The following is a 23,016-nucleotide window of genomic DNA, read 5'->3' on the forward strand; positions in this document are numbered from 1 at the left end:
GCCCCCTCGGCCGTGACCCGCCGGCCTTCCGGGCGCGTGGGCCGCTGGTCCCGGGCGCGTGGCCCGCGGGTCCCGACGCGTGGCCCGCAGGCCTCCCGAGCGGGGCGTGACCACTGGTAACTTGCTGCGTCCGTACCGGCCGCCGGACGGCCGGTACCAGCTCGGAGCGCTTGGGGGTTCCAGTGACGAGGACGGCGGGGACGACGGGCGCGGCGGGGACGCGGGGCACGCCTGGAGCGGCAGCCGCGCGGCGGGCGGGGCGGATCGCGGCGGCGGGCCTGGTCGGGGTGCTCGCGCTGACCGCGTGCGGCAGCGGCGGAGGGTCGGACTCCCCCGCCGGCGCGCACTCCGGGTCCGGGGCGGGGCCCGGCTCCGGTTCCGGCGGGGGCGCCGGCTCCAGCGCGTCCGGCGCGACCGGGTCCGCGTCCGCGAGCGAGGGCGCCGGTTCCGGCGAGAACGCGAAGGGCGCGGCGCTGAGCGGCAGTTGGCTGGCCACCGCCGGGGGCAAGGAGGTGGTCCTGATCGTCGACGGCGGCAAGGCGGCGCTCTTCTCGACCGACCGGACCACCTGCGCGGGAAGCGCGGCCGAGGAGAGCGGTAGGCATGTGCTGCGCCTCTCCGCGTGCAAGGCGCGTACGACGGGCACGGTGGACTCCGTCAACAAGACCACCCTCCGCGTTACCTGGGAGGGTGGACTCGGCACGGAGACCTACACACGGGCGGAGGGCGGGGCGGTACCCTCGGGGCTCCCCACGGCGAGTCTCGGCTCCTGAGCGTCCCGGAGCCCGATGGCGGGGCGGGCAACCGCGCCGCACCCTCGTACGTGATGATCCTTGAGCATCGTCACGACCCAAGGAACCACCTCATGCGCGCCATTCCGATCACCGTCACCGCCCTCGCCGCGGCCCTCCTCCTGACCGCCTGCGACAGCGGCGGCAGCGACGGCAAGGCCACCGGCACCGACACCGGGAGCAAGAACACCGACAGCACGGCCTGCCGGATCGGCAAGGTCGGCCTCCAGGTCGGCCCCGCCAACGCCGCGCCGGCCGCCGGGGACACCGGCAACGTCCCGGTGACGCTGACCAACCAGGGCGCCCAGTGCACCCTGGACGGCTTCCCCGGCCTCACCCTGGCCGCCGGGAGCAGCACGGCGACCGTGCCGGCCGACGAGGCAGGGCAGGCGCAGAAGCTGACGCTCGCCAAGGGCGACACCGCGTCGTTCACCCTCACGTACGTCCGCGGCAAGGCAGGCGACGCGAAGAGCCTGGCGGCGACCTCGCTGAAGATCGCGCTGCCGGGCGCGTCGGACGCCCAGACCTTCGCGTGGTCCTACGGCCCGGTCCAGGGCAAGAGCGACGCGACCCACCCGGACGCCTCGGTGACGGCGTTCCAGCAGGCCGGGGACTGAGGGACGCGGAGCCTTACGGCGGCGTCGCAGCCCGCGGCCACGGGGGCGCGGCACCGGCCGGTACACGGCGCCACCCAACGCAGCGTCACCCGGCCACGGCGAAGCCCCGCGCCTACGGGACCGGCACCGGACGGACCCCCCGGCGCGGCCGAGCCGGTGCCCCGCAGCGTCGGCCGAGGCGCGCGACGGACTCTCCTCCGTGCGACGAAGCCGGCGCGCGCGGTGGCCCCTCGGCGCTGCGGAGCCGGGGTGACGGACCCCCGCCCCCGGCACCGCGCAGGCCGCCACACGCCGCACCCTCGCACCGGAGTCGTGCGGCATCCCCACGCCGGGGCTGTACGGAACCCCGTTGGCCGGGCCGCGCGGATCCCCGGCGGCCGGGTCTGCGGCGAAGTTCAGCCCAGCCGCGGCCGGTGTCGCATCTGCGCACGGTCCGCCGCCTCCGCACCCTCCGTCCAGCCCGCCGCGTCGCTCACCCCGCGCAGGCGGGTGGTGGTCGTGTCCGGGAACATCCGGTCCAGCCGGTCGGTGACCGCGACGTCCCGGCTCGCCAGGACGGGGAGCAGATCCTCGGTGACCTGATGCTCGGCGACGGCCGCGAGGCGCGTGCCGATGCGATGGGCGTAGGCGGCGAGGAAGGACTGCCGGAAGGTCTTGGTCCGCTTGCGTCCGCCCGCGCGCTGCGCGGCCTCGGCGCGGGTCATCGCGGTGGTGGCCTGGACAAGGAGTGAGGTGTACAGCAGTTCGACCACCTCCAGATCGGCCTCGAAGCCGACGACGGTGGAGAAGCCGAGGGGCTCGTTCCACACGGCCCGGCAGTGGTTGGCGGTGGCGACGGCGTCCATCAGCACAGCCTTGGCCTGCTCGTACGGCGGTTCGACACCGAACCGGCAGGCGCCGGGCGCGTCGTGCGCCGGTGCCCGCGCGGCGAGCAGCGCCTCGTCGATGCTGTGCCGGGCCATCAGCTCCTGCGCCTTGGCACTCAGCGCCTCCGCCTCCTCCGGGAACCCGGTCGCCTCGGCCTTGGCGAGCAGCGCCCGTATCCGCCCGAGCAGCCGCGAGTCGCCCTTGGCGGCAGAGGCGCCGGGCGCCGCGAAGTCGTCCAGCGTTTCGAGGGTGGGCAGCCGCAGCAGCAGGCGGTACAGCTCCAGCACGGCGGTGGCGTGCGAGAAGCGGTCGGCGGCGGGCGCCTCCCCGGTGGTCAGCTCGGCGAGCTGCGCGGCCCAGCGCCGGCCGCGCGGCCGGTCGTGCGGCGCCTGCGCGCGGACGAGGGCGGCCACGATCCGGACGTGGACCTCGTCGAGTTCCCGCCGGACGAACCGTACGAGATCGCCGGGCTGCCACCCCCGCTGCCAGGCCGCCGCGACGAACTCCTCGCCGCGGCGCGCGAGTTCGGCGTCCGCCGCGGGATCGGCGGCGAGCATCGAGGCACCCGCGTCGAGGGCGTCGTCGGTGGCGGCGTAGAGGGCGGCCGCGAAGGCCCGGTCGACAGTGCTGGACGTGGTCACGGTCCGATCGTGCCATGTCGTCCGGAATCACCGTCCACACCCTGTGGATAACTGTCGCGCAAGCGGGATACGCGCCGGGCGGACGCAGCGAGGCGGGCCGACACTCGACACCCCAGAGGGGGGCGGGCGGTCCGGCTGCCGCGGAACTCACTGTCAACCGTCGGTTGACACGCCTCCACTGTCAACCTACGGTTGCGCCATGACGAACCCGAACCCCGCCATCAGGTCGTCCGTCCGCCTCGACGACCTCATCTCGGCGATCAAGAAGGTCCACCAGGAACCGCTCGAGCAGCTGCAGGACGCCGTCCTCGCCGGGGAGTACCTCGGCGAGGTCGCGGACCACCTCATCGGGCACTTCGTGGACCAGGCACGACGCTCCGGCGCCTCCTGGACCGACATCGGCAGGAGCATGGGCGTCACCCGGCAGGCCGCGCAGAAGCGGTTCGTGCCCAAGGAGTCCACCGATCTCGACCCCAGCCAGGGCTTCAGCCGCTACACGCCCCGCGCGCGCAAGGCGCTGATGGCAGCCCACGACGCCGCCAAGGCCGCCCGCAACGCCGAAGGACTGCCCGCGCACCTGGTCCTCGGGCTGCTCACCGAGCCGGAGGCGCTGGCCGCGAAGGCCGTGCAGCACCAGGGCGTGCCTCTGGAGACGATCCGCGAGGCCGCGACCGCCGCGCTCCCGCCGGCCGTCGCCGACGCCCCCGAGCTGGTCCCGTACGGCCCCGCCGCCAAGAAGGCCCTGGAACTCACCTTCCGCGAGGCCCTGCGCCTCGGCCACAACTACATCGGCACCGAGCACATGTTGCTGGCCCTGCTGGAGCTGGAGAACGGCGAGGGCATCCTGAGCGGCCTCGGGATCGGCAAGGACCGCACCGAGGAGTTCGTGGTGACGACACTGGCCCAGTTCCTCGACACCACGCGGCAGGAGGACGCCCCCGCCGGGCAGGAAGACACACAGCCCGGACAGCCCCGCCCCGGACAGGCCGGGGACGAAACGGCGGAGAACGATGCCGCGGGGGACGGCGCGGCGGAGGACGGCGCCTCCTGACCCGGGTGGCTGCCGGGCGGACGAACCCGCAGCTCACCCACGCTGTCAGACCCCTCTGCGACACTCGACCGCATGACCGACCGGTGGGCGCTCGCGCCGACCGAGGGGGGCGGCGCGGAGGTCGCCCCCCTCGGTCCGGACGGGCTGCCCGCCGGGCCGGTGCGCCGCGAACCGGACCTGGCCGAGGCAGTCCGTAGCCGGCCCCAGGTCACGCGCTGGGTGTGGCGGTCCACCGCCGAGGTCTACCCCCGGCTCCTCACGGCCGGGGTGCGCGTGGAGCGGTGCTACGACATCGAGGACGCCGAGACCCTGCTGCTCGGCCACGAGGGACACCACGGCGAGCCCCGTTCGGCCGCCGCCGCGCTGGCCAGGCTGCGCGGCGGACCCGTACCGCCGGACCCGCCGCAGCGGCCCGCCGAGCCGGGCGCGCAGTCCCCCCTGTTCGAACCGGAGGGCGTCCATCTGCCCCTGGAGGACCTGATCGCGGTCCACGCCGAGCAGCAGCGGCGGCACGACCGGACCGCGCACCCCGACCGTATGCGGCTGCTGACTGCGGCCGAGTCGGCGGGCATGCTGGTGGCGGCCGAGTTGAACCGCGCGGGCCTGCCCTGGCGTGCGGACGTGCACCGCCAGGTGCTGCACGATCTGCTCGGCGAGCGCTACGCGGGCGGCGGCGAGCCCCGGCGCCTGGCCGAGCTGGCCGACGAGGTGTCCGCGGCCTTCGGCCACCGGGTGCGGCCCGATCTGCCCGCCGAGGTCGTCAGGGCGTTCGCCCGCGCCGGAATCCGGGTCCGCTCCACCCGCCGCTGGGAGCTCCGGTCCGTCGACCACCCGGCCGTCGCACCCCTGCTCGAATACAAGCGGCTGTACCGGATCTGGGTGGCGCACGGCTGGTCGTGGCTCCAGGACTGGGTGCGGGAGGGGCGGTTCCGGCCGGAGTTCCTGGCGGGCGGCACCGTCACCGGCCGCTGGGTGACCAACGGCGGCGGCGCGCTGCAGATCCCCAAGGTCATCCGCCGGGCCGTGGTCGCCGATCCCGGCTGGTGCCTGGTGGTCGCCGACGCCGACCAGATGGAACCGCGCGTGCTGGCGGCGATCTCCCGTGACCCCGGGCTGATGGAGGTGGCCGGCCGCACGTCCGACCTGTACCAGTCGGTCTCCGACCGCGCCTTCGCCGGGGACCGCGCCCAGGCCAAACTCGCCGTGCTCGGCGCGGTGTACGGCCAGACCTCGGGCGACGGCCTGAAGAACCTCGCCGCGCTCAGACGCCGCTTCCCGCGCGCGGTGGCCTACGTCGACGAGGCCGCCCGGGCCGGCGAGGAGGGCCGGCTCGTCCGGACCTGGCTCGGCCGGACCTGCCCGCCGGCCGCCGCGAACTCCGAGGACGCCACCCAGGAGGCGGGCCTCCCCCAGGACGACCCGGCCGAGCGGCCCGGCGGCGGGAGCGGCGACCGTGGGAACGGCGACCGGGGCTGGCTGCCGGGGTACGCCTCCTCCGACGCCCGCGCCCGCGGCCGTTTCGCCCGCAACTTCGTCGTCCAGGGCAGCGCCGCCGACTGGGCCCTGCTGCTGCTCGCCGCGCTGCGCCGCACCTGCCGGGACATGGCGGCCGAACTGGTCTTCTTCCAGCACGACGAGGTGATCGTGCACTGCCCGAAGGGGGAGGCCGACACGGTCGTGGAGGCGATCCGCGAGGCCGCGGAACTGGCCGGCCGCCTGACGTTCGGCGACACCCCGGTACGGTTCCCGTTCACGACGGCGGTGGTGGAGTGCTACGCGGACGCCGCCTGACGCCGAATCACCCGCGAACGGCCGCCTCCCCCCGCGTCGCCGCCGTATCCCCCGGGCGGCGAAGGAACACACCAGACGACGCGGTCACAGGAAGGCGCCCTCCGGCGAAGGAACCCCTGGAAGACCGCCCGACCTGAGCCGGGGAGAAGATCGAGCGGACAGGAGAGCCACAGCACCGACGACACCGACCGATCCCCCGGCCCCGCGCGATCCGGCCGGACCCGGGGGATCGCGACCGAGGGGGAGCCCCGACATGCGACTGCGCTGTGCGGTACTGGACGACTTCCAGAACGCCGCGACCACCTTCGCCGACTGGTCACCGCTGAGCGACCGGGTCGAAGTGGTCACGTACGCCGAGCACTTCACGACCGAGGACGCGCTGGCGGCGGCCGTCGCGGACGCCGACATCGTCGTCACCCTGCGCGAACGGGTGCCGTTCCCGGCCTCGCTCCTGGCCCGCCTCCCGCGGCTGAAGCTGCTGATCGCCTCCGGCATGCGCAACTCGGTGATCGACTACGCCGCCGCGCGGGCGAACGGCGTGACCGTGTGCGGCACGGAGAGCGCGGGCACCCCGCCGGTGGAACTGACCTGGGCCCTGCTGCTCGGCCTGGCCCGCGGGATCGTCCAGGAGAACAACGCGCTGCGCGCCGGCGGCCCCTGGCAGTCGACCGTGGGCGCCGATCTGCACGGCCGCCGCCTGGGTGTACTGGGACTCGGCAGGATCGGCAGCCGGGTGGCCCAGGTGGGCCTGGCCTTCGGCATGGAGGTCACGGCCTGGAGCCAGAACCTCACGGAGGAACGGGCGGACGAGGTCGGAGTCACCCTGGCCCGCTCGAAGGAGGACCTCCTCTCGACCTCGGACTTCGTCTCGATCCACCTGGCCCTCAGCGACCGCACCCGCGGCCTGGTCGGTGCCGCCGAACTGGCCCTCCTCCAGCCCACGGCCTACCTGATCAACACCTCCCGCGCCGCGATCGTGGACCAGGACGCCCTGCTCACCGCCCTGCACGAGGGCCGCATCGCCGGCGCGGGCATCGACGTCTTCGACACGGAACCCCTCCCCACCGACCACCCGATGCGCACGGCCCCCCGCCTCCTGGCCACCCCGCACCTCGGCTACGTCTCCCGAGCCAACTACGAGCGCTACTACGGCCAGGCGGTAGAAGCCATCACGTCCTACCTCTCCGGCACCCCGATCCGCGTCCTGCCCTGACCCCGCCAACCGGGCCCCTTCCGGGGCCCACGGGCTCACAGAACGACGAAAACCAGCCAGGAACGTTCCTGGCTGGTCTTCGCAGTGGAGCCGCTTTCGGGATTCGAACCCGAGACCTACGCATTACGAGTGCGTTGCTCTGGCCATCTGAGCTAAAGCGGCGCGCTGCCTGCACCATGGTGCGATCGGCAACGTCGGTAAGTCTACACAGTTTCCGGGAGTGCTTCGTACCCGCCCCCGAGGGGTGGCTCCGGGGCGGGTGACGGGGCTACGAGCAGCGCTTTCCGGTCGGCGGCGGGGTGCCGTTCAGGAGGTAGGCGTCGATGGTGGAGTCGATGCAGCGGCTGCCGCGGCCGTAGGCGGTGTGGCCGTCGCCGTCGTAGGTGAGCAGGCGGCCGGAGGAGAGCTGGTGGGCCAGGGCCTGCGCCCAGCGGTACGGGGTCGCCGGGTCGCGGGTGGTGCCGACGACCAGGACGGGGGCCGCGCCCTTGGCCTCGATACGGTGCGGCTCGCCGGTGGCCCGGACCGGCCAGTACCCGCAGTTCAGGGCCGACCAGGCCAGGCCCTCGCCGAAGACCGGGGACGCCTTGCGGAAGGCCGGCAGGGCCTTCTTCACCTCTCCGGGCGAGGAGAAGGCCGCGGGCAGGTCGAGGCAGTTCACGGCCGCGTTCGCGTACATCAGATTGCTGTAGCGGCCCTTGGAGTCGCGTTCGTAGTAGCTGTCGGACAGGGCCAGCAGGCCCGCCCCGTCGTTCTTCTTCATCGCCGCGTTCAGCGCGTCGCGCAGCTGCGGCCAGGCCGACTGGTCGTACATCGCCGCGATGACGCCCGTGGTGCCCAGCGCCTCGCCGAGGCGGCGGCCGCTCGGATCCCCGGTCTGGACGGGGTGGGCGTCGAGCTTGTGGAAGAAGGCCGCCAGGTTCTCCCCGGCGCGCTGCGGTGTGGTGTTCCGGTCGCCGATCGGGCAGTCGCTCTGCCGTACGCAGTCCTTCGTGAACGACTGGAACGCCGCCTCGAAGCCGGACGCCTGGTCGATGTTGATCCGTCGCGCGGACAGGGTCGGGTCCATCGCGCCGTCCAGGACGAGGCGGCCCACCCGGTCCGGGTAGAGCCCGGCGTACGTCGCGCCGAGCAACGTGCCGTACGACGCGCCGACGTAGTTCAGTCTGCGGTCGCCGAGGACGGCGCGCAGGACGTCCATGTCCCGCGCCGCCTCCACCGTGGACACGTGCCGCAGCAGCGCCGGCTCGTGGGCGCCGCAGCCCTCCGCGAACTTCCGGTACGCGCCGATGAGCGCGTCGGTCTCCTTGTGGTCGTCGGGCGTCACGTCCGTCTGCGTGTACGCGTCCATGGCCCGGTCGTCCAGGCATTCGACGGGCTCGCTGCGGGCGACCCCGCGCGGGTCCATCGCCACCATGTCGTAGCGGGCGCGGATCTCGGCCGGGTAGCCCAGGGCCGCGTACTGCTGGAGGTAGCCGATGGCCGAGCCGCCCGGTCCGCCCGGGTTCACCAGCAGCGAGCCCAGCCGCTTGCCCGGGCCGGCGGCCTTCTTGCGGGCCACCGCCAGGCGGACGTCGCCGGCGGCCGGCTTGGCGTAGTCGAGCGGGGCCTTCATCGTGGCGCACTGGAAGCCGGGAACCCCGCAGTCCCGCCAGGACAGCTTCTGGTCGTAGTACGGCACCAGGGCGGCCGGCGTCGACCGCGGCAGCGCGGCCAGCACCGCCTCCGCCGCGGGGGTGGTCCGGTGCTGGGTGCTTCCGGAGGAGCAGGCCGAGACCAGCAGGACCGCCGCCGCCAGGAAGGAACCGCCCGTGCGGGCGATCCGGAGGCGTCGGCTGCTGCGCGGAGGGCTGTCCGGACGTGGGGCGCGCCTGAAGTACATCCACAGATCGTAACTCTCTGCGATCAGTTCGCCGCGCTCCGCGCTCAGAGGGGCTCGTACGAGTGACGTCGTCAAAGAGGCATGACGCACGTCGCCGGGGTCGCCCCCGGAGCCGAAGGCCCGCCGTCGGCCCGCCCTTCAGCCCGCTCTCAGCGCCATCGTCATCGCCTCCACCGCCAGCAGCGGCGCCACATTGCGGTCCAGCGCGTCGCGGCAGGCGGCGATCGCCTCTATCCGGCGCAGGGTGGACTCCGGGGAGCTGCCCCGGGCGACGCGCTCCAGACTGTCCTCGACGTCCGCGTTGGCGATCGCCAGACGGGACCCGAGCTGGAGGGCGAGCACATCGCGGTAGAAGGCGGTGAGATCGGTCAGGGCGAGGTCGAGGCTGTCGCGCTGCGTGCGCGTGCGCCGGCGCTTCTGCTTGTCCTCCAGGTCCTTCATCACGCCCGCCGTGCCGCGCGGCAGCCGGCCGCCCTGCGCCGCGCCCAGCGCCGCCTTCAGCTCCTCGGTCTCCTTGGCGTCGGTCTCCTCGGCGAGCGCCTTCGCGTCGTCCGCCGCCGCGTCCACCAACTGCTGAGCGGCCTTGAGGCAGCCGCCGATGTCGTCGAGGCGCAGCGGGAGCTTCAGGACCGCCGCCCGGCGCTCGCGTGCGGCCGGGTCGGTGGCCAGGCGGCGGGCCCGGTCGACATGGCCCTGGGTGGCGCGGGCGGCGGCCACCGCGACCTCGGGCTCGACGCCCTCCCGGCGGACGAGCATGTCGGCCACGGCGTCCACGGACGGGGTGCTCAGGTTCAGGTGGCGGCAGCGCGAGCGGATCGTGGGCAGGACGTCCTCGATGGAGGGCGCGCACAGCAGCCAGACGGTGCGCGGGGCCGGCTCCTCGACCGCCTTGAGGACGGCGTTGGCGGACTTCTCGTTCAGCCGCTCGGCGTCCTCCACGAGGATCACCTGCCAGCGGCCGTTCGCCGGGGAGGTGAACGACTTGCGGACGGTGTCCCGCATGTCCTCGGCGAGGATCTGCGCACCCACGGCTGCGACCGTGCTGACGTCGGCGTGGGTGCCGATCAAAGCCGTGTGACAGCCGTCGCAGAACCCGCAGCCGGGGGCGCCGCCGAGGGCGCGGTCGGGGCTCACGCACTGCAGCGCGGCGGCGAAGGCCCGCGCCGTCTGCGTCACGCCGGCGCCGGGCGGGCCGGTGAACAGCCACGCGTGCGTCATCTTGGACGCCTCCGGCGGCGGGGCTGCGGAGGCGGCCGCCGTGACCAGGGCGTCGGCGTCCCGGGCAGCGGCGCTCAGCTGCTCGCTGACCTTCTCCTGCCCGACGAGGTCGTCCCACACGCTCATGGGTCACGCCGCCCTTCCGTCATGTTCCGTGGTGCGGCATCCATTGTGCGGGCGACCACTGACAACCGCAGACGCCTGAGGTCGTCAGGGTTCCTGGAGCTCCCGGGCCCGGAGCCCCGGACCCCACCCCCCGGAGGTCCAGAACCCCGGCGTCCCCGGTCGCCTCAGCGCCGCCGTCCACCCCTCCTGCGGCCGTCCCCGTCGTCCGTACCGCTCTCGGCGCCCCAGCCGTCGTCGTGCTCCTGGTCGTCCCCGCGCGGTCCCAGCAGCTCGTCCGCGAGCGTCGGGAGGTCGTCCAGCGGGGTCTCCTCGGCCCAGTCCGGACGGGGCCGGCGCCGTGCCGGGCCGCCCGGGCCGTCCGCGCCGACCTGGGGCAGCTCACGGGTGCGGTCGTCCGAGCCGTCGGGCCGGACCGCCGAAGGACGCTCGTCCCGGAAGTAGCCCGGCGGCACCCGGTCGGCGGGGTCGTCGCCGCGCCCCGGCACCGGTCCCTCGTCCCGCACCGGAGGCAGCACCGCCGTCTCGTCGGCCGCCCCGGTGACCGGAGGCAGCTCGTCCCGCACCGGAGGCAGTACGGCCGTCTCGTCCGCCGCTCCCGTGACCGGGGGCAGCACTGTCGTCTCGTCCGCCGCGCCCGGCACGACCGGCGGCTGCGGCAGCTCGGTCGTGCTCTCGGACTCCGACTCGGGCGCCGCCGCTGCCTCGGACGCGCCGGAGCCTTGCGCGGAGCCCTCCTCGGACCCGCCCTCGCCCCGGGTGTCGCGCACCGGCGGCGGGACCGCCGTCTCCTCGGCCGGGCCGCCCACGGCGTTCGTCGGCGTCACGACCGGCGTCGGCACCGTCACCGCGTCCGGCGGCGTGACGGCGGCGGGCGGAACCGGCCTGGCGGGACCCGCCTGCGCGGCGGCCGCGGCCTCCTCGGCGGCACGGCGGGCCTCCTCGGCGCGCAGCAGCGCCTCCTCGGCCTTGCGCTGCTTCTCCAGCCGCCGCGCCTCGGCCTCGGCGTGCAGGCGGGCCTCCTCCTCGGCCTGCCGGAGCCGCCGCTCCTCCTCCGCCTTGCGCCGGGCCTCGGCCTCCGCGCGGGCCTGCTCCTCGGCGAGCAGCCGGGCCCGCTCCTCCTCGGCGCGCCGGCGCGCGTCCTCGGCCCGCTGCCGGGCCTCCTCCGCCTGCCGTTCGGCCTCGCGGCGCTGCGCCTCCTCCAGCTCGCGCCGCTTGCGCTCCTCCTCCTCGGCGCGCAGCCGGGCGAGCTGCTCCTGGCGCTCCCGCTCCAGGCGCTCCTCCTCGGCCTTGCGCCGGGCCTCCTCCTCGGCCTTCCTGCGGGCCTCCTCCTCGGCCTTCCTCCGCGCCTCCTCCTGAGCCTCGATCTCGGCCTCGGACAGGGGCAGCACCTGGTCGAGCCGGTGCCGGACGACCGTGGTCACGGCCTCGGGCTCCTGGCCGGCGTCGACCACGAGGTAGCGGCCGGGGTCGGCGGCGGCCAGCGCGAGGAAACCGGCGCGCACGCGCGCGTGGAACTCGGCCGGCTCCGACTCCAGCCGGTCCGGCGCTTCGGTGAAGCGTTCGCGGGCGGTCTCCGGGGAGACGTCCAGCAGGACCGTCAGATGCGGCACCAGGCCGTTCGTCGCCCAGCGCGAGATCCGCGCGATCTCGGTCGGGGACAGGTCGCGGCCCGCGCCCTGGTAGGCGACGGAGGAGTCGATGTAGCGGTCGGTGATCACGACCGCGCCGCGCTCCAGGGCCGGCCGTACGACCGTGTCGACGTGCTCGGCGCGGTCGGCGGCGTACAGCAGCGCCTCGGCGCGGTGGGACAGGCCCTGCGCGGACACGTCCAGCAGGATGGACCGCAGCCGCTTGCCCACCGGGGTGGCGCCCGGCTCGCGGGTGAGGACGACCTCGTGGCCCTTGGCGCGGATCCAGTCCGCGAGCGCCTCGGCCTGGGTGGACTTGCCCGCGCCGTCGCCGCCCTCCAGGGCGATGAAGAAGCCCGAGGACGCGGGGACGGTCTCCGGGTCGTCGCCGCGCAGGGCGTCGACCAGGTCCTGCCGCAGCGGTACGCCGGAGCGGTCGTCGACCTTGGCGAGGACCAGCGCTGCCACCGGCAGCAGCAGCGCGCCGACCAGCATCAGGGTGAAGGCGGCGCCGCCGTGCGCGAACACGAACCGGCCGCTCTCCAGCCGGTGCGGGCCGATCCCGGCGGCGATCACGGGGGCGAGCACGGCGCCGAGGGCGACGAGGACCCGGACCACCGCGTGCAGGTGTTCGGTCATCCGGGGCCGGCGGTAGTCCTCGGCCTCCAGGTCGAGCAGGGTGTGCCCGGTGTTGGCGGCGACGCCCGCGCTCACGCCCGCCAGGGCGAGCAGCAGGAGCACGGTGGTGACGTCCGGGACGAGCCCGGCGGCGAGCAGGGCGACGCCGGTCAGCGCGACGGCCAGCGCCAGCAGCCGGCGCCGCGACAGTGTGACGAGCGCCTTGGGCGCCGTACGGATGCCGGCCACGACGCCGCCCGTCACGGCGAGCACCGCCAGTCCGTAGAGCACCGGGCCGCCGCCCAGGTCGGCGGTGTGCAGCGCGCACACGGAGACCGCGGCGGCGATCGCCCCGGCGACGGCCGCGGAGGCGAGCACGAGCAGCGGTACGGCTCCGGTGCGGCCCTTGTCGACGCCGGCGCCGGTCTTCGGGCGGCGCAGCCCCTCCAGCGGCGACCGCGCGCGGGGGGTCCGCGCCGCGGGCAGCTCCAGGTAGGTCAGCACGGCGAGGGAGGCGGCGAACAGTCCGGCCGCGACGTACGAGGCGAGGGCCGCCTGGTGCTGGTCGAACCAGGCGATGCCGGTGCCCAGCAGGTTGTTGAACAGGGAGGCGACGAGCAGGACGGCCGCGGCCAGCGGGATCGCCAGGAAGGTGGTGCGCAGCGACAGGCGGCGCAGCGCGTCGAGGTGGTCCGGCAGCGGGCGGACGGTGGCGCCCTCGGGCGGCGGGGCGGGCAGCAGCGCGGGGGCCGCGCTCTCCCGGCACACCGTCCACAGCCGCTCGGCGAGCCCGGTGGCGAAGACCGTGACCAGCAGGAGGATGAGCGCGTTGCCCGGGGTCCAGTCGATCCACAGGGGGGCGGCGATCAGCAGCAGGGCGCGCACGCCGTCCGCGCCGACCATGGTCCAGCGACGGTCGAGCGGTCCCTCGGGCGCGGTGAGGGCGGTGAGCGGGCCGAGGAGGACCGCTCCGAAGAGCACCGTCGCGACTGTGCGCGCACCGAAGACAGCTGCCACCGCGAACGCCGCGCCCCGGTAGCCGCCGCCGAAGGAGTCCTCGGCGACCGCCGTCTGGAGGGTGAGGAGGACCAGCACCAGGAGCGCGAGGGTGTCCCCGACTCCGCCCACCAGCTGTGCGCTCCAGAGCCGCTTCAGCTGCGGCCGGCGCAACAGCGCGCGGACGGCGCGTTCGCGGGAGTCCGCCACCAGCGCGTCGTCCGGGGCGGAGGTGGTGGTGTGGGCCGTTGGCTGCTCGGCTCGCGTCATGCGTTCAGCCTATCGGGACGCACCCACGACTCGTGGTGACCGTCCGAACGTGTGCACGCCCCGACACCAAAGTGATGCCGGGGCGCTCGTTCCGCGAACGGGTCGTGAAGAAACGGACCGGGCCGTCGCACTCGGCGTGTCCCCACGCGGCGGGTGCGCGGCCCGTCCCGGATCAGTCCTCCGCGGTCTTCGAGGACGTCGCCTTCTTGGCGGCGGTCGACTTCGCGGCCGTCTTCTTCGCGGTCGTCGTCTTCTTGGCGGCGGTCTTCTTGGCCGCCGTCTTCTTCGCGGCGGTGGCCGTGGTCTTCTTCGCCGCCGTCTTCTTGGCGGGCGCCTTCTTGGCGGTCTTCTTGGCCGGCCCCTTGGCGCGCTTCTCCGCCAGCAGCTCGAACCCGCGTTCGGGCGTGATCGTCTCGACGCTGTCGCCGGAGCGCAGGGTGGCGTTGGTCTCGCCGTCGGTGACGTACGGGCCGAAGCGGCCGTCCTTGACCACGACCGGCTTCCCGCTGACCGGGTCCTCGCCCAGCTCCTTCAGCGGCGGCTTGGCCGCGGCCCGGCCCCGCTGCTTGGGCTGCGCGTAGATCGCCAGCGCCTCTTCCAGCGTGATCGTGAAGAGCTGGTCCTCGGACTGGAGCGACCGGGAGTCCGTGCCCTTCTTGAGGTACGGGCCGTAGCGGCCGTTCTGCGCGGTGATCTCCTGGCCCTCGGCGTCGGTGCCGACCACGCGCGGCAGCGACATCAGCCTCAGCGCGTCGTCCAGGGTGACGGTGTCCAGGGACATCGTCTTGAACAGGGACGCCGTGCGCGGCTTGACCGCGTTCTTGCCCGTCTTCGGGGTGCCCTCGGGGAGCACCTCCGTGACGTACGGCCCGTAGCGGCCGGCCTTGGCGACGATCGTGTGCCCGGTGGCCGGGTCGGTGCCCAGTTCGAAGTCGCCGCTCGGCTTGGCGAGCAGTTCCTCGGCCAGCTCCACGCTCAGCTCGTCGGGCGCCAGGTCGTCCGGGATGTCGGCTCGCTGGTGCTCCTCGGTGTCCTTCTCGCCGCGCTCGATGTACGGCCCGTAGCGGCCGACGCGCAGCACGATGCCGTTGCCGACCGGGAACGAGGACACCTCGCGGGCGTCGATCGCGCCGAGGTCGGTGACCAGTTCCTTGAGGCCGCCGAGGTGGTCCCCGTCGCCGTTGCCGGCGTCGGCCGCGCCGCCCTCACCGGTGCCTTCGCCGAAGTAGAAGCGCTTCAGCCACGGCACGGCGCGGGCCTCGCCGCGCGCGATGCGGTCGAGGTCGTCCTCCATCCGGGCGGTGAAGTCGTAGTCGACGAGCCGGCCGAAGTGCTTCTCCAAGAGGTTCACCACGGCGAAGGACAGGAAGGACGGCACCAGGGCCGTGCCCTTCTTGAACACGTAGCCGCGGTCGAGGATCGTGCCGATGATCGACGCGTACGTCGACGGGCGGCCGATCTCCCGCTCCTCCAGCTCCTTGACCAGGCTGGCCTCGGTGTACCGGGCCGGGGGCTTGGTGGCGTGCCCGTCGACCGTGATCTCCTCGGCGCCGAGCGCGTCGCCCTCGGCGACCTGCGGCAGTCGGCGCTCGCGGTCGTCCAGCTCGGCGTTCGGGTCGTCGGCGCCCTCGACGTACGCCTTCAGGAAGCCGTGGAAGGTGATCGTCTTGCCGGACGCGCTGAACTCGACGTCCCGGCCGTCGGCGGCCCGGCCGCCGATCTTCACCGTGACGGAGTTGCCGGTCGCGTCCTTCATCTGGGAGGCGACGGTCCGCTTCCAGATCAGCTCGTACAGCTTGAACTGGTCGCCGGTCAGACCGGTCTCGGCGGGCGTGCGGAAGCGGTCGCCGGAAGGACGGATCGCCTCGTGCGCCTCCTGCGCGTTCTTCACCTTCCCGGCGTACGTCCGCGGCTGCGGCGGCAGGTAGTCGGCGCCGTACAGCTGCGTGACCTGGGCGCGGGCGGCGGAGATCGCCGTGTCGCTCAGGGTGGTGGAGTCCGTACGCATGTACGTGATGTAGCCGTTCTCGTACAGCTTCTGCGCGATCTGCATGGTGGCCTTCGCGCCGAAGCCGAGCTTGCGGCTGGCCTCCTGCTGCAGCGTCGTCGTACGGAACGGGGCGTACGGGGAGCGGCGGTACGGCTTGGACTCGACGGACCGGACGGAGAAGGCGGTGTTCTCCAGCGCGGCGGCGAGCGCACGGGCGTTCGCCTCGTCGAGGTGGAGGGTGTTCGCGGTCTTCAGCTGCCCCAGGGAGTCGAAGTCGCGGCCCTGCGCCACGCGCCTGCCGTCGACCGACTGGAGCCGGGCGACCAGCGACGACGGGTCCGACGGATCGCCGGCGCGGCCGGTCGAGAAGGTGCCCGTCAGGTCCCAGTACTCGGCGGAGCGGAAGGCGATGCGCTCGCGCTCCCGTTCGACCACGAGCCGGGTCGCGACGGACTGCACCCGGCCCGCCGACAGCCGTGGCATGACCTTCTTCCACAGGACCGGCGAGACCTCGTAGCCGTAGAGACGGTCGAGGATGCGGCGGGTCTCCTGGGCGTCGACCAGCTTCTGGTTGAGCTGGCGCGGGTTGGCCACGGCCGCCCGGATCGCGTCCTTGGTGATCTCGTGGAACACCATGCGCTTGACCGGGATCTTCGGCTTCAGCACTTCCTGGAGGTGCCAGGCGATGGCCTCGCCCTCGCGGTCCTCATCGGTGGCGAGGAAGAGCTCGTCGGAATCCTTCAGAAGGTCCTTGAGCTTCTTGACCTGGGCCTTCTTGTCGGCGTTGACCACGTAGATCGGCTGGAAGTCGTGTTCGACGTCCACACCGAGGCGGCGGACCTCGCCGGTGTACTTCTCGGGGACCTCCGCGGCGCCGTTCGGAAGGTCGCGGATGTGCCCGACGCTCGCTTCGACGACGTAGCCGGGGCCGAGATAGCCCTTGATCGTCTTCGCCTTGGCAGGCGACTCGACGATGACGAGTCGGCGGCCGCCCTGTGCGGTCTCGCTGGTCGGGGACAACTTCGCTCTTCTCTCCGGTCGACGCTGGGTCTCGCTGGGTCTCCCCAGGCCGTGGTGGCACCCGGGGTCGGGTCGTGCTGACGCTGCGGAGTGTGACGGTACATCCCGCCCCCGTGTCAAACGGGAAAAGCCCGCAACGGCCACTCGAACGGTAACCCGACTACCGCCCTTCCTGCCGCCCGGACCGCTGACCGGCCCGTTCGGGCCGATGCGGAACGTGTCACGCCGGTTACGGACACCGAAGGGCTGCGACCGTTCTCACAGCCGCGCGAAGCACCACGCGCCGGCGGTCAGGGAGGCCAGCGCGGCCAGCGTCGCGAGGGTCGCCGAGGCCGCCCGGCCGACGCCGGCGGCGACCGGTTCGCGACGCGGCACCCGGTTCGCCACCCATGCCAGCATCGCCGCTCCGAACAGGGCGAACACCGTCCCCGCGAAGATCGCCGGACCGCTCTCCATGTACGTCCCCTCCCCGTCCCAGGTCCCCTGGTCGGGGAGGCTGGCACCCACGGACGACGGCCCGGCCAACCCGCGGTGAACGCCGGGCGACCGGACCGGCGCGGACACACGGCCGGCTCTGCTCGTTCGCCGAGCGGAACCGGCCGCGCACGGAACGGCACATGACCGAAAAATGGTGGAAGCCGGGGACCGAGTGATCCCGGGGCGCCTGGGGCGTCCTCGGGGCGCCCGGTCCGCCATGCGCCGGGCTCCCTGGCCCCGGAGGCCCTGGCTCTCGGCTTCCCGGCCCCCTGACCTCAGTTGCCCGGTTCGAGGAAGCCCTGCTCGACCAGGAGGCGGATCTGCGCGGGGGTGCGGTCGCGCAGCAGCACCGGGTCCTCGCCCACCAGCTGGGCGATGGCGTCCAGAATGCGGCCGGCGCTCAGCGTGCCGTCGCAGACGCCGGCGAAGCCCGCACCGACCGTGTCCACCGTGGTGGCGCGCCGCATCCCGCGGTGCTGGCGCAGCACCACGTGCTCCGGGTCCTCCGCGCCGGGCAGCCCGACCTGCTCCTGCACGACCTCCTGGGCCAGCCGGAAGTACTCGTCGAGCAGCGCCGCGTCGTCGTTCTCGCGCAGATACGCGAGGCGCCCGAAGTGCGCGCGCACGGTGTCGCCGAGCGGCTGCTCCACCGGGTGCGGCCACTCCTCGACGGTGACCACGGGCTCGGCGGAATCCGTCCGGCGCAGGGTGATCCAGCCGAAGCCCACCGCCTTCACCTTGCGCGCCTCGAACTCGTCGAGCCAGGCGTCGTAGCGCGCCTGGTACTCCGCCGGATCGTCGCGGTGGTCGCCGGCGTCCCGGAGCCACAGCTCGGCGTACTGCGTGACGTCCTGCACCTCGCGCTGCACGATCCAGGCGTCGCACCCGCGGGGCACCCATGACCTGAGCCTGTCCTGCCAGTCCTCCCCTTCCACGTGCTGCCAGTTGGCGAGGAACTGCGCGAACCCGCCCTCGTTCAGCCGCTCCCCCGACTGCTGAACGATCGTGCGGCACAGATCGTCCCCGCCCATCCCGCCGTCCCGGTACGTCAGCCGGGCGCCTGGCGAGATCACGAACGGCGGGTTGGACACGATCAGGTCGAACGTCTCACCCTCGCGCAGCGGTTCGAACAGCGAGCCCTGGCGCAGATCGGCGGCGGGGGCACCGGACAGCGCGAGCGTGAGGGCGGTGATGTGCAGCGCGCGCGGGTTGACGTCCGTGGCGGTCACGCGCGTGGCGTGCCGGCCGGCGTGCAGGGCCTGGATCCCGGAGCCGGTGCCGAGGTCGAGCGCGGAGCCGACGGGCGTACGGACCGTGATGCCGGCCAGGGTCGTGGAGGCGCCGCCGACACCGAGGACGACGCCCTCCTCGCGGCTGCCGATCCCGCCCGCGCCGCCGACCGCGCACCCGAGGTCGGAGACGATGAACCAGTCCTCGCCGTCGAGCCCGCCGTACGGCCGCACGTCCACGGTCGCGGCGAGCTCGCCCTGGCCCGCGCGCACCAGCCAGCCGGCCTCCAGGCACTCCCCGACGGGCAGGACGTCCGCCACGCGCGCGTGCGACACGGGCTGTTGCAGCAGGAACAGCCGGACGAGCAGTTCCAGCGGGGTGTCGCCGCGGGTGGCCCGGAGCGCGGGCACGGTCTCGCTGCGGGCCAGCGCCGCGTACGCGGGCGCGCCGAGCAGGTCGAGCAGCCCGTCGGCGGTGAAGGAGGCGGCGAGCAGGGCGTCGCGGAGCCGGGCGGCGACGTCCGGGCGGTCGGCGACGGGCAGGGCGGTCAGGCTGGAGTCACTCACGCCCCCATTGTGTCGGCTCGCGACGACATCGCACGCGCGCGTACCGGACGGGCGTCGCACGCCCGGACGCCCGCGCGCGGGGCGGACGGGCGTCGGTCACGCGCGCGTGCGACGGGGTGCGGGGTGCTCCGGCGTCCGGCGCCCGGGTCAGCCGTTCGCCGGTGAGGCCGAGGCGGGGGCGGAGGCCGTGGCGGAGGCGGACTTGCAGCTCGGCTGCTTGGCCATCGCCTGGCCGACGTCGCCCTCCTCCAAATTCTTCAGCGCGTCGCTGCCGCTCTTGGAGAGCTTGTCCAGCTGGGTGGCGATGTCCTTGAGACCGTCGGCGAACCTGGCCTGGTCCTTGGTGGTGAGCTTGTCCACCTGCTGCTTGAGCGTTGCGTAGGAGGCGCCGAGGCCGTTCAGCTCCTTGACCGCGTCCTGCTGCTTCTTCTGGCCGTTGTCCACATCGGGCGCACCGGCCTTGCTCACGGCGGCGCCGATCGCCTTGTAGGCGTCGGACATGTCCTGGAAGGCCTGGGCGTCGGTCTTCTGGACGTCGGCCGGGCTGCTGTTGTCCGAGGTCTCCTTCTGGATCGCGGCGTTGGCGGCCTCGATCTTCTTCGCCTGCGGCTGCACCCCGTCGCACACCTGCTTGGCCCAGGTGTCGAGCGCGTCGTTCTTCTTGTCGTCGGCGCCGCTGCTGCCGGAGCACCCCGACAGTGCCAGTACCAGTACCGCACCGCCGGACAGTGCGGCCGCGAGCTTCTTGTTCACCGGTTTGGTCCCTTCCATGGCTCTCGGCCCCGGAACATACACGCCATCCGGGCGACGGTTGTGGCCCCTGCGCCCCGTACATACCGTCTTGCAGCCATTTGCACCAAGCGAGAGAAGGCTCACGGATCCGCGGTGACCCGGCGGGCCGGCGCACGCAGCGGGCGGGCGGCACGTCGAACGCGCCGCCCGCCCGCCGACCTGGCGGATCCCCGGCGACCGCTACGAAACCACCGCGGGGTCGGCCGGCTTGGCCACCCGCTCGGCGTTGTCGTCGTCCTCGTCGCCCACGGCGATCCCGCGCCGCTTGGAGATGTAGACCGAGCCGACGATCACGAGCAGCGCGAGGACCGCGATCAGGACCCGTACGCCGATGCTCTTGTGGTCGCCGTAGGAGAACTTGATGACCGCGGGCGCGATGAGCAGCGACACCAGGTTCATGACCTTCAGCAGCGGGTTGATCGCGGGACCGGCGGTGTCCTTGAAGGGGTCGCCGACCGTGTCCCCGATGACGGTGGCGGCGTGGGCCTCGCTGCCCTTGCCGCCGTGGTGGCCGTCCTCGACCAGCTTCTTGGCGTTGTCCCAGGCGCCGCCGGAGTTGGCGAGGAACACCGCCATCAGCGTGCCCGCGCCGATCGCGCCCGCGAGGTACGCGCCGAGCGCTCCGACGCCGAGCGTGAACCCGATGAAGATGGGCGCCATCACGGCGAGCAGTCCGGGCGTGGCGAGTTCGCGCAGGGCGTCCTTGGTGCAGATGTCGACGACCTTGCCGTACTCCGGCTTCTCGCTGTAGTCCATGATCCCGGGCTTCTCGCGGAACTGCCGCCGCACCTCGTAGACCACGGAACCCGCCGAGCGCGACACCGCGTTGATCGCCAGCCCGGAGAACAGGAAGACGACCGCCGCGCCGGCGATCAGGCCGACCAGGTTGTTGGGCTGCGAGATGTCCATGATCAGCGTCATCGGCGCACCTGCCCCGGTGAGCTTCGCCCCCACGTCCTGCGCGCCGGTGGTGATCGCGTCGCGGTACGACCCGAACAGCGCCGACGCGGCCAGGACCGCGGTGGCGATGGCGATGCCCTTGGTGATGGCCTTGGTGGTGTTGCCGACCGCGTCCAGGTTGGTGAGCACCTGCGCGCCCGCGCCCTCGACGTCGCCGGACATCTCGGCGATGCCCTGCGCGTTGTCGGAGACCGGTCCGAAGGTGTCCATGGCGACGATCACGCCGACCGTGGTGAGCAGGCCGGTACCGGCCAGCGCCACGGCGAACAGCGCCAGCATGATCGACGTGCCGCCGAGCAGGAACGCCCCGTAGACGCCGAGGCCGATCAGCAGGGCGGTGTAGACGGCCGACTCCAGGCCGACGGAGATACCGGCGAGGACGACGGTGGCCGGGCCGGTGAGCGAGGTCTTGCCGATGTCGCGGACCGGGCGCCGGCTGGTCTCCGTGAAGTAGCCGGTCAGCTGTTGGATCACGGCGGCGAGCAGGATGCCGATGGCCACCGCGACCAGGGCGAGGATGCGCGGATCGCCGTCCTTGCCGCGGATCGCCGCGTCGGTGACGCCGGTCAGCGCGGAGTACGACGACGGCAGATAGGTGTAGACGGCCGCCGCGACGAGGGCCAGCGAGATCACCGCGGAGACGAAGAAACCGCGGTTGATCGCGCTCATGCCGCTGCGGTCGGCGCGGCGCGGTGCCACCGCGAAGATGCCGATCATGGCGGTGATCACGCCGATCGCGGGGACGATCAGCGGGAAGGCGAGGCCGTCGTTGCCGAAGGCGGCCTTGCCGAGGATGAGCGCGGCCACCAGCGTGACGGCGTAGGACTCGAAGAGGTCGGCCGCCATGCCCGCGCAGTCGCCGACGTTGTCGCCCACGTTGTCGGCGATGGTCGCGGCATTGCGCGGATCGTCCTCCGGAATGCCCTGTTCGACCTTGCCGACCAGGTCGGCGCCGACGTCGGCGGCCTTCGTGAAGATGCCGCCGCCGACGCGCATGAACATCGCGATCAGCGCGGCGCCGAGGCCGAAGCCCTCCAGCACCTTCGGCGCGTCGGCCGCGTACACCAGCACCACGCAGGAGGCGCCCAGCAGGCCGAGCCCCACCGTGAACATGCCGACGACGCCGCCGGTGCGAAAAGCGATCTTCATCGCTTTGTGCGAGACGGTGGTGAGATCCTTTTTCGGCTCGCCTTCCGCGGGAGTCGCTTCCCTGGCCGCGGCGGCGACGCGCACATTGCTGCGCACGGCGAGCCACATGCCGATATAACCGGTGGCCGCCGAGAACACGGCGCCGATCAGGAAGAACACCGATCGTCCGGCGCGCTGATTCCAGTTGTCCGCGGGCAGCAGCAGGAGCAGGAAGAACACGACGACCGCGAAAACGCCGAGGGTGCGCAGTTGCCGGCCGAGGTACGCCTTGGCGCCCTCCTGGACCGCTTCCGCGATCTTCTTCATGCTGTCGGTGCCTTCGCCCGCCGCGAGCACCTGGCGCACCAGGATTCCGGCGACCACGAGCGCGGCCAGCGCGACGGCCGCGATGGCCACCACGATGATCCGATTGTCGTGGGTCAGCACGGCGGCCGCGAGGGTTGTGGGGTGGCCAAACTGATGAGGGGTAGAAAGCCCCGCCATTCGTCCTCCTTGACGCTTGGGCTGAGCTCAAGATGTGGACGGATTGTAGGTAGCGGAACCCGATCTAAACAGTGTGCGGTAAAGGGAATCGGCCTGCACCTGCTCCTCAGCAAATGATCGCCGGGCGTGCGGGTGACTCGAAAGCGGTAACGCCTCAAAACCATTGACCGCTGATCCATTATCGGGCTATCGATCGTGAATGTATTCACGAAATCGGGGCGGGACTACTGGAGGCCTGCGTTTTTTCACCGGTTCGGCGGAACGGACGCCGTCATGCGGCGGTGCGGACTCCGGGCGGCCGTCCGCGAGTTCGGCGACATGCCGGGCGGCGCCCGGCACGTCGGGGGGCTGGATTCGAGCGGCGGCTGCGTGTCGGAGCCAGCGCGGCGGGCGCTGGAGTCGGGCCGGGCGGCGGGTGCCGGAGCCAGGTCGAGCGCCGAGGGCGGGCCGAGTGCGGAGCCAGGTCGAGCGCCGAGCGACGGAATCAGGTCGAGTGCCGAACCGCCGACAGTTCATCCGAACGGCGGCTCGTCGGGCGCGGTCGACCACCGGATCGGACCGGACCGCCGCGCGGGTGCCCGCCGAATCCGTCAGGCACCGCTACGGCACACGGGTGGCCCGCCAGACCGTCAGGCACTGA

The 23,016-nt window shown here is 73.3% G+C and carries 14 protein-coding genes and 1 tRNA gene; 5 read left to right on the plus strand and 10 right to left on the minus strand.

Annotated features, from left to right (window positions below):
* Window positions 1-287 precede the first annotated feature (287 nt).
* Window positions 288-773, plus strand: a complete 486-nt coding sequence (locus AB0N63_RS02505; protein ID WP_365523786.1) for a hypothetical protein — start codon at window positions 288-290, stop codon at window positions 771-773.
* A 92-nt stretch (window positions 774-865) separates the two neighbouring features.
* Window positions 866-1,408: a DUF4232 domain-containing protein gene (locus AB0N63_RS02510; protein WP_365523041.1), complete on the plus strand. Its 543-nt coding sequence runs from the start codon at window positions 866-868 to the stop codon at window positions 1,406-1,408.
* Window positions 1,409-1,803: 395 nt separating this feature from the next.
* Here the strand turns inward: AB0N63_RS02510 and AB0N63_RS02515 are convergent, their stop codons facing one another.
* Window positions 1,804-2,916 carry a DUF2786 domain-containing protein gene (locus AB0N63_RS02515; protein WP_365523044.1) on the minus strand — a complete coding sequence of 371 codons (1,113 nt, stop codon included), beginning with the start codon at window positions 2,914-2,916 and terminating at the stop codon, window positions 1,804-1,806.
* A gap of 199 nt (window positions 2,917-3,115) precedes the next feature.
* Here AB0N63_RS02515 and AB0N63_RS02520 point away from each other — a divergent pair, with 199 nt between their 5' ends.
* The 3 genes from AB0N63_RS02520 (at window position 3,116) to AB0N63_RS02530 (ending at window position 6,971) form a co-directional block, all read left to right on the plus strand.
* On the plus strand, window positions 3,116-3,967 hold the full coding sequence (locus tag AB0N63_RS02520) for a Clp protease N-terminal domain-containing protein (RefSeq protein ID WP_365523047.1): 852 nt from the start codon (window positions 3,116-3,118) through the stop codon (window positions 3,965-3,967).
* Window positions 3,968-4,039: 72 nt separating this feature from the next.
* Window positions 4,040-5,758 (plus strand): bifunctional 3'-5' exonuclease/DNA polymerase, encoded by a 1,719-nt coding sequence (locus tag AB0N63_RS02525; RefSeq protein WP_365523050.1) that lies wholly within the window; start codon window positions 4,040-4,042, stop codon window positions 5,756-5,758.
* A 253-nt stretch (window positions 5,759-6,011) separates the two neighbouring features.
* A complete protein-coding gene (locus AB0N63_RS02530; RefSeq protein ID WP_365523053.1) occupies window positions 6,012-6,971 on the plus strand; it encodes a D-2-hydroxyacid dehydrogenase family protein in 960 nt (319 codons plus the stop codon).
* Window positions 6,972-7,056: 85 nt separating this feature from the next.
* On the opposite strand, the gene AB0N63_RS02535 is transcribed toward AB0N63_RS02530, so the two are convergent.
* The 9 genes from AB0N63_RS02535 to AB0N63_RS02575 all read right to left on the minus strand — a co-directional run bounded on the left by AB0N63_RS02535 (window position 7,057) and on the right by AB0N63_RS02575 (window position 22,376).
* Window positions 7,057-7,133, minus strand: a tRNA-Thr gene (locus AB0N63_RS02535).
* A 106-nt stretch (window positions 7,134-7,239) separates the two neighbouring features.
* The gene (locus tag AB0N63_RS02540) at window positions 7,240-8,853 is read right to left on the minus strand and encodes an alpha/beta hydrolase (protein ID WP_365523055.1); all 1,614 of its coding nucleotides are present in this window, start codon (window positions 8,851-8,853) and stop codon (window positions 7,240-7,242) included.
* A 138-nt stretch (window positions 8,854-8,991) separates the two neighbouring features.
* Complete coding sequence (locus AB0N63_RS02545) at window positions 8,992-10,197, minus strand: DNA polymerase III subunit delta' (RefSeq protein ID WP_365523057.1); 1,206 nt, start codon at window positions 10,195-10,197, stop codon at window positions 8,992-8,994.
* A 164-nt stretch (window positions 10,198-10,361) separates the two neighbouring features.
* A complete protein-coding gene (gene tmk / locus AB0N63_RS02550; protein WP_365523060.1) occupies window positions 10,362-13,709 on the minus strand; it encodes a dTMP kinase in 3,348 nt (1,115 codons plus the stop codon).
* 172 nt (window positions 13,710-13,881) lie between these two features.
* Complete coding sequence (gene topA / locus AB0N63_RS02555) at window positions 13,882-16,719, minus strand: type I DNA topoisomerase (protein ID WP_365523062.1); 2,838 nt, start codon at window positions 16,717-16,719, stop codon at window positions 13,882-13,884.
* Between the two features lie 258 nt (window positions 16,720-16,977).
* Complete coding sequence (locus AB0N63_RS02560) at window positions 16,978-17,175, minus strand: hypothetical protein (protein WP_365523065.1); 198 nt, start codon at window positions 17,173-17,175, stop codon at window positions 16,978-16,980.
* Between the two features lie 296 nt (window positions 17,176-17,471).
* Window positions 17,472-18,992, minus strand: a complete 1,521-nt coding sequence (locus tag AB0N63_RS02565) for a class I SAM-dependent methyltransferase (RefSeq protein WP_365523067.1) — start codon at window positions 18,990-18,992, stop codon at window positions 17,472-17,474.
* Window positions 18,993-19,139: 147 nt separating this feature from the next.
* Complete coding sequence (locus AB0N63_RS02570) at window positions 19,140-19,763, minus strand: small secreted protein (protein WP_365523070.1); 624 nt, start codon at window positions 19,761-19,763, stop codon at window positions 19,140-19,142.
* Window positions 19,764-19,964: 201 nt separating this feature from the next.
* Window positions 19,965-22,376: a sodium-translocating pyrophosphatase gene (locus tag AB0N63_RS02575; RefSeq protein ID WP_365523073.1), complete on the minus strand. Its 2,412-nt coding sequence runs from the start codon at window positions 22,374-22,376 to the stop codon at window positions 19,965-19,967.
* Window positions 22,377-23,016 lie beyond the last annotated feature (640 nt).

The organism is Streptomyces sp. NPDC093260 (assembly GCF_040683715.1).
GTDB classification, from domain to species: domain Bacteria; phylum Actinomycetota; class Actinomycetes; order Streptomycetales; family Streptomycetaceae; genus Streptomyces; species Streptomyces sennicomposti.

Excerpts from the sequence above, each read along its gene's own strand:
- AB0N63_RS02545 (WP_365523057.1), bottom strand. The coding sequence starts at position 10,197 with ATGAGCGTGTGGGACGACCTCGTCGGGCAGGAGAAGGTCAGCGAGCAG.
- AB0N63_RS02540 (WP_365523055.1), bottom strand. The coding sequence starts at position 8,853 with ATGTACTTCAGGCGCGCCCCACGTCCGGACAGCCCTCCGCGCAGCAGC.
- tmk (WP_365523060.1), bottom strand. The coding sequence starts at position 13,709 with ATGACGCGAGCCGAGCAGCCAACGGCCCACACCACCACCTCCGCCCCG.
- AB0N63_RS02560 (WP_365523065.1), bottom strand. The coding sequence starts at position 17,175 with ATGGAGAGCGGTCCGGCGATCTTCGCGGGGACGGTGTTCGCCCTGTTC.
- AB0N63_RS02520 (WP_365523047.1), top strand. The coding sequence starts at position 3,116 with ATGACGAACCCGAACCCCGCCATCAGGTCGTCCGTCCGCCTCGACGAC.
- AB0N63_RS02530 (WP_365523053.1), top strand. The coding sequence starts at position 6,012 with ATGCGACTGCGCTGTGCGGTACTGGACGACTTCCAGAACGCCGCGACC.
- AB0N63_RS02525 (WP_365523050.1), top strand. The coding sequence starts at position 4,040 with ATGACCGACCGGTGGGCGCTCGCGCCGACCGAGGGGGGCGGCGCGGAG.
- AB0N63_RS02570 (WP_365523070.1), bottom strand. The coding sequence starts at position 19,763 with ATGGAAGGGACCAAACCGGTGAACAAGAAGCTCGCGGCCGCACTGTCC.
- AB0N63_RS02575 (WP_365523073.1), bottom strand. The coding sequence starts at position 22,376 with ATGGCGGGGCTTTCTACCCCTCATCAGTTTGGCCACCCCACAACCCTC.
- AB0N63_RS02510 (WP_365523041.1), top strand. The coding sequence starts at position 866 with ATGCGCGCCATTCCGATCACCGTCACCGCCCTCGCCGCGGCCCTCCTC.